Below are 7,339 nucleotides of genomic sequence, written 5' to 3' on the forward strand. Positions count from 1 at the left end.
GCGCCGGTGTCGCCCGTTGCGCCGGTGTCGCCCGTTGCGCCGGTGTCGCCCGTTGCGCCGGTGTCGCCCGTTGCGCCGGTGTCGCCCGTTGCGCCGGTGTCACCCGTTGCGCCGGTGTCGCCCGTTGCGCCGGTGTCGCCCGTTGCGCCGGTGTCGCCCGTTGCGCCGGTGTCGCCCGTTGCGCCGGTGTCGCCCGTTGCGCCGGTGTCGCCCGTTGCGCCGGTGTCACCCGTTGCGCCGGTGTCTCCCGTTGCGCCGGTGTCGCCCGTTGCGCCGGTGTCTCCAGTTGCGCCAGTGTCGCCATTTGAGCCGTCACTTCCTGACGACGCTGCAGCAAGCCCGATAGCTCCAGCCACACCCGCAGCTGCAAAAATGGCTTCGTTTGCCACCATTCCTTGACCAAGCCCGGCCGAAGTAAGCGTTGCTACGTTGCCGTCAAGTCCGGCAAAAGAGCCGTCTTGGAACAACAGGCGACTTACTTCACCTTCAGCACCTTTGACGAAGAAGTCCTCGACAAGGATCTCATCACCATTACGCAATTTAACGGTCAGGTCGTTGCCCGCCTTGGCATAGTTTTGAATGTCTTCTTTGCTCACCGGTATTTGGATATCTTTCGGTGCATCCGCAACTAGACGGGTGATTTGCATGATAACTTCCTTTTTGATGGCTTCAAATTTTTATGACCGGCTCAAGGGGAATCGTACGTGCAATATTCTTTCTCGAATCTGGCCGTTTAGCTGTCGAGTATCACAATTGCGCCCTCTGAATATATACTTATGTTAGTATATGGAAAACTTTAGTATAAACAATATGCATAAATACATACTTAAGTATATTTAAAATGCCTCAGCTCGTCGTAGTCAAGTTCGAAGCTCTGGGAGGCTCGAGTGGTTGTGGAGGATCACTCTGGGATTGTGGGGCGAGACTTCCTTTGGTTCCCTCCGTTGTGCAAATCCTCAAATCTGTCCCACAGGTGAGGACGTCAGACATGTTTGCATAAGCATAGGACGACCTGTCAGTCGGGCATCGACAGTTGCCAGTAGGACCAGCGATAACGTCCCAACTGCGATCGGTATCAGGCCGAACCAGAACCTCCAATGCGCGATGGGGGCGCGGACATGGCTGCAGTCATGGCCACCGCTCCAGCGGACGACAAGAGCAACAAACCAGTGCCAACCCGATGAGAGCACCAAGCCACGCGCGTAGCGCCTCTCTGGCTGGTGCGCGGCGAGTGATCTCAGAATACGCAATGCGATGCCTTTACGGGAAACTTCACCGGTTCGTAAAAAGGTCAACCTGTAGAACACGTGCAGAAGATAAGGAGGATGATCCTGCCATTGCGATATCGAAATGGCGCGGCACGGTCATGCACCGCACCCGTCTTGCTGCGCCCGCGCGGCAAAATCCCGCCAGGGCGAGCAATTTAGCTTGGTATTCATAAAGGTGCTCCAGTTCAGGGGGCTGCAATCCCGTAGGTCAAGACTTGGAACGCACCAGTGAGCGCAGGGCGGCCGGGATTTTGGCGTCTCGACTTGCCCACTTGAGGGAAGCCTGACAAGCTTGCGGTCTTGAGTGTCATAGCACACCGAGGGGCCCGCCAGTTGTAGGAACCTCTGCCTGAGGCGAATCCTCGGCTATGCGCGGACGCTTCAGGACATCATCAAGTTCAGCCCTGGGCGCGAGTTCTTCTTCTCGAAAACGATCAGCCTGTTTCCGAGGGTTGTTCTGTCATCACCTCTTGCGAGCTGACTGTGCTTCGACTGATGCACCGCCGTCATCGAGCAGAGAGAAACGCACCGTCATGCGGTTGTCCGTGGAGCCATCGTAGGACCACTCTGTGCTGCCGTCGTCTGTCACGGTTTCGAGGTTGTCGGACGGCACCTTGTAGCCGATTTCTTCGGCAAGTCCCGCGCGCAGGCTCTCGATCCCGCCCGGCGCAAGCGCGGTCGGAGGGATCACCACACGGCACAGGACCTCTTCGTCGGTCGCCGACAGCTCGAGCGTCGTGCCGTTCGGATGGTCGTAGAAATCCATGCCGTCGCGGTCGTCGCGCTCGGTCATACCGGCACCGTGGCGGGCCATCATGCCCGCCATCATCTTGCTCTGAAGGCCGAGCGTATCGAGAACGCAGGATTGGCCGAGAAAGCTGAGGTATTGATCCCAGGATGTCAGCGTATCCTGGGCCGAAGCCGCAGGGGCCGACAGGAGGGCAGAGGCGAAAATCCCTGCTGATGCAATCCGTTTCATCGCTCTACCTCTCAATCCGCCGTGTGCTCGATATCGAAGGTCATGAAGACCTTGCAGTCGGACAGCCCCATGGAAGCAAGCGCCTCGGCCCCCATCATCGCGCCGATGAAAAGGTCGACATGGGCGTCGATCCGGGTTGGTGTCAGAATTTCCGCCCCGACATCAGCCGCGACCTCGGCGGGGCCGCTTGCGACCGCGAACAATTCACCCTCAAAGCTGTTCGGGCCGGTCCGGTGCCAGTCGATGCGCTGTCCTTCGCCGTTCATGAAGTCGAAGGCCTCCGGGTCGAACTTTCCGCCCCAGTCGAAACGACGCGTTTCGTTCTGCGCATCCAGCTGGCCGGAGCTGCGGAACATGGCCTCCATCTGCGCCGGGCAATTCGAGAATGTCTGGTCGCGCGACGCGACACGCCAGAGGCCGTCCCGGGGCACGATGCCCGCGTCATCGTCCGGGAAGAGTGAGATTACCATCTCCTGACCGTCGGTGCCGGGGGCGAAGACGGGAATCGGATCGGTCACATGGCCCACGTCATTCGGCAGAAACAGCAGTCGCGGCATCGGTTCCTGGCCGCCAAACATTTCGTTCACCTTCTCGGGGGCGAGCTTTGACAGCGCGGCCGCTTTCTGCCCCTTCACGTAGACGATCGAGACCTGGCCGGGCGTGACTTCCTGTCCAAATAGCACACCGGCATCGGTCTCCGAGATCTGCGCCGCGCCACGGGCACAGCCGTTCTCCAACGAGCAATAGAGAACCGGCGCGGGGTTTTCGGCGCGGGCGGCAGGCGCCCAGAAGAACAGGGCGGCACAGGCCCCGCGGGACAGGATCTTGAGTGTCATGGTCATCATCTCGCGTCCTGGGCGCATGTCATTCGAGTGTTTTCAGGGTCTGGATCAGCGTGGTCATGCCGATCATGGCCGAGGGGTCGTCCGGCGTGAGATTGCAGAGTGTTCCCACGGTGCTCGGCAGGCAGAGCAGGCCGTCCGTTATGTCCGCAGGCGCATTCAGCGCCACCTGCGCATTCGTTCGGGTGTCGAAAAAGTTGATCCGCACCGGCGCTTCGGGACCTTCGTGATAGGGCAGGTCGGTGGCCCAGCCATAGCGGATGAAGAAGCCGACGCCGGTCTCAGCATCCTCGATGACGCAGCCTTCGGCCTCCTCGCAGAAATAGGCGATGTCGTCTTGCGGGGCGGGCACCTCTGCGTCGGACTGTGGGTCGGACGGCGCGGCGGGCTCGTCGGCGGGCGCCCGATCCGGCGTCTCAGAGGCGGTGGTCACGTCATCTTTGGTGACGTCGTCCATGGAGGCGGCGCTTACGTTCTCGCTCTCGCCCTCGTCAACGGGCAGCGACCAGTCGGGCGCATCGGCGGAAACGGTGATTGCCTGCCGGAACAGCATAAGGCGTTCGGAGGTCGAGGCCCGCCCGTTTGACGGATAGCTGCCGATATAGCGAATCTCGTAGCTGCCGGGGGCTTCGGGGGCGGTCAGCGTGGCCTCGCGGCTCTCCATGCTTTCCTTGGTGTAGGCATAGCTGTACTCGGAATACCCGTCCGAGGCATAGACGCCGTCGGTGCCCGTATCGACAATGTCGATCCAGTCGTCCGGGCCGCCAGGGCCGGACCAGCCGAGCGGGAAGGTCGCGCCGGGCCGGATCGTGTCGGGAGCGTTGAAGGTGATCTGAGCGGCGCTGATCGTGACGGGTTCGGTCACGAGGATGGCGTCGCCGTCCGATCCCTCGACGATGTAGCGCAATTCATACGACCCGGGATCGAGGGGCATGTGGATGGAGACGGGGCTGCTGCTATCGACCCCATAGGCTTCGAGCCACGGGTCGATGCCCGAGGCCCCGGCGTGATAGATGCCGATGAAGTCCCCGGCGCCCGCGGGGCCGCCCCATGCGACACTGATAGTCGCTCCCTGACCCGCGACATCCGGGGCGTCGAGGAACTTGTCGATATCTACCACCGCAATGTCCCGCAGGGCGAGCGTGCGCTCGGTCCGGCCTTGACCGATGCTGGCGCGTTCCTCTTCCGTAAGGGGTTGGACGTAGCGCAGCACATAGGTGCCAAGGTCGGCGGGCAGCGTCAGCGTGACCTTGTCCTCTCCTGCGGTGACGGGCGCGGAGGTGAAGGAATGGGTGCCGGCGCCGTCGAAAGGCGCGATGTCGATATAGTCCCCGGCCCGCGCCGGTCCGGTCCAGGTGATGTCGATCGCCGTGGCGCGTCCGGCGGTTTCGGTCGCGTCGAGCGTGGCCATGGGGGCCGGGGGCAGGGTGCCCGTGGTCTCGGGCGCCGGAGTGCTTGCAATCGTCTGGTTCAGCGCCGTGCGCAGGGCGGTGGCATCCCTGGCTTCGATATAGCGACCGCCAGTTTCTGTCGCGAGACAGGAAAGCGCGGCACCCTCTTCCCGGCTCAGACCGAAGCCCACGACATGGGCGGTGAAGTCGACGCCACCGGCTTCCAGCTCGCGCGCGAGGGCGCAGGGATCCCCTTCGCAGGTCTCGATCCCGTCGGTAATCAGGATGACCGTCGCGGCCTCCTCGGTTGACCGCAGGCCGATCGCGGCCTGGCGGACGGCTTCGGTCAGGGGCGTCTTGCCGAGGAAGCGCATGGTGTTGGCCGATCCCAGAACCTCGGACACCGTGCCGGGCGCAGGCGGCACCAGCAGCTCGATATCGCCGCAGTCACCTTTGCGGCGATGGCCATAGGCCAGCAGGCCAAGTTCACGGCCCGGGGGGACATCCTGCAGGACCTCGGCCAGGGCCTCCTTCGCGATCTCGAGCTTCGGACGACCGTCGATTTGTCCCCACATGGAGCCAGAGCCATCCATCACGATCACTGTCCCGTCATCCTGCGCGGCTGCGCCCTGCACCAGTGTCGCCAGAATGGCGGCGCCTGCCCATATTGTTTTCATCCTGTCTTCGTTCCCTGTCGCCCAATCCTCTGCATGTCCGGCAGGCCCTTGATGCGGGCCAACGTCCGAACGCGGCGACCTTATGAACTCGGTTGGACAGCGTCATACTCCAGATGGTGTATGGCTGGTGGGGCGGGAGTCGGGCTTAGTTCCGGTGACGCGAGACCAGGTCGATGATCCGGTCGATGACCAGATCCGTCTGCTGGTAGATCAGGAAAGCCGCCGCATCGGGCACGGGCTCTACCTGGATTCGCGGGTTCAGAGCCCTGAGCGTATCGTAATCTTCAGCGTGGTAGATGCCGTCTTCTGTGGGGATCAGACAGTGCAGGTCGATGTCCAGTTCTGCGAGACCTTGCTCGAAATTTGTCTGATACAGCTGAAGGTCGCGCACGAAGGCCACGTGGCCCTGGGTCAGCATATGTCCGGCGGCATCGCGCAGCAGCGGGGCGAGATTGGGGTCTTGGCAGCACTTCATGTCGACGGGGCAATCCTTGTAGGCCCGTTCCAGATACCAATCGACGCCATGCTGCTGCATCATGCGATGGCCGAGCTTGGCGATCAGTTCGGCCAGCCAGGGCGTGCTGCCCGCGAGCTTCAGCATCGTGCGCTGCATGGCCGGCAGGCGCGGCACGGCGTGGCGGTTCAGCGCGCCGGTGAAACCGATGGCCATGAGCGCACTGAACCGCGAGGGGGTCAGCCCTTGCGCGGCCAAAAGCGGGGTGATCCCTTCAGACATTCCGATCCCGACGCAAGGGCCGCCGATTTCATGGTCGAGGAACGCATCGAGCGCGGCAAGGTTGTCCGCCTGCGCATCGAGGTCCTGATGCAGGGTGGAATTGCCGTACCCCGGCCGCGACAGGGCATAAAGTTTGATGCCTGCGGCCTTCAAACGGTCCTGCGCCTGCGCCGGAAGAAGGTAGCCGATCGTCAGGCCCCGTAGCAGTAGGGCCGGTGTTCCATCCTCGGCCCCCATCCAGGTCCAGGCGATCCGGCGTCCATCGGACAGGGTAAGCTGCCGTTCCCGCTCCATGGGATCATGCCAGACCGGGCTTTCGCCGCGCCGCCCCAGAAGGTCGCGGCTGGCCACCATGGACAGCAGCCGCATCAGGTCGATGTTCGAAGGGGCCGCGGTCTTGGCCTGAATGGCCTTGATCTGGGTGCGGACGGTCAGGACCGAGACTCCGCGCTGCCGCGCGATTCCGTCGATGTTGCGCAGCTGGAAGAACAGGCGGGCGACCTCGCTTTCGGCTTTGCTGAGGCCGAAGGCCTGTTGCAAGCGTTGAGCGACCGAAGGGCTCCATGCCACTTCGAGCGAGCGGATGACCATGTAGTCGCCGGTCTGACCGGGCAGGCGCAGGGTGTAGCCTTCGGCCAGGAAGGGCGTCGGATAGGCATCTGTGTCATGTGGATAGATTGTCAGGATTGCCTGTCCCGCATTGCCCTGGTCGATGGCCGTGCGTCGCAAGGCCGCGAAATCCTGCAGCGATTCGACGCCCAGGATGGCTTCGTCGAAAAAGGCCCCCTGATGTGTCGCGAAGGCCAGCTCTCCCTCGACGTTGGACGTGGCAACGCGCCCGTCGGGAGAGAGCACGATGGCAGGTCCCGGGATGTCCGAGACCGCCCGCTTCAGCGGATCGTTCTCGGCCGGGATTTCAAGCGTCTCGAGTGTCTTGCGCGCCAGCAGGAGTTGCGACAGCAACTGCCGTGACATGCCCAGCCGGACGTCGCTCTGTCGGTCAAGCTTGTCACTCCAGTTGGCGATCATCTCTTCGAAGGCGGTCTCGTCGATGATGGAGCGATAGGTGCTCGCCACGATCTCCATGTCGATCGGATCCGTCTGATACCCCTCGTCGTCGAGCTTCCACGACTGAGCGGAAAACAGGAACCTCTGGTCAGCAAGAGACTTGGAACTGAGTGGGCGTGGCATGGTGGAAACTGAATGAGACAAGGAGCTTTTATTCAGTTTCTCTCAGATCGTGTCGTCAACACAAGTCTGGTAGTGCTGCGTAGATTGTTCTGTGTGTTCTGTCGGTGAGTTTTTGTGGAGGGACAGGACGGAGAGGGGTAATCCCCCCGTTTTTACTGGGGCTTGGTCTTAGAGTTTACGCGGCCATTCTCAGTTTCTGTGCGGGTGTCATCCCGCCGTTGCCCATGTTCGGGCGCTCATTGTTGTAGGACCAGA

5 protein-coding genes are annotated in these 7,339 nt (G+C 62.1%); all 5 read right to left on the reverse strand.

Annotated features, from left to right (window positions below; translation table 11 throughout):
• The coding region (locus LC094_RS21350; protein ID WP_226554822.1) for a BapA/Bap/LapF family prefix-like domain-containing protein at nt 1-647 on the reverse strand (647 nt) is incomplete at its 3' end.
• Nucleotides 648-1,731: 1,084 nt separating this feature from the next.
• Nucleotides 1,732-2,247: a hypothetical protein gene (locus tag LC094_RS21355; protein WP_226554823.1), complete on the reverse strand. Its 516-nt coding sequence runs from the start codon at nt 2,245-2,247 to the stop codon at nt 1,732-1,734.
• Nucleotides 2,248-2,258: 11 nt separating this feature from the next.
• Nucleotides 2,259-3,092, reverse strand: a complete 834-nt coding sequence (locus tag LC094_RS21360; RefSeq protein WP_226554824.1) for a hypothetical protein — start codon at nt 3,090-3,092, stop codon at nt 2,259-2,261.
• Between the two features lie 19 nt (nt 3,093-3,111).
• Nucleotides 3,112-5,157, reverse strand: a complete 2,046-nt coding sequence (locus tag LC094_RS21365; protein ID WP_226554825.1) for a vWA domain-containing protein — start codon at nt 5,155-5,157, stop codon at nt 3,112-3,114.
• Nucleotides 5,158-5,302: 145 nt separating this feature from the next.
• Nucleotides 5,303-7,084: an alpha/beta hydrolase gene (locus tag LC094_RS21370; RefSeq protein WP_226554826.1), complete on the reverse strand. Its 1,782-nt coding sequence runs from the start codon at nt 7,082-7,084 to the stop codon at nt 5,303-5,305.
• Nucleotides 7,085-7,339: the final 255 nt, after the last annotated feature.

The organism is Celeribacter naphthalenivorans, from assembly GCF_020524585.1.
GTDB lineage: Bacteria > Pseudomonadota > Alphaproteobacteria > Rhodobacterales > Rhodobacteraceae > Celeribacter > Celeribacter naphthalenivorans.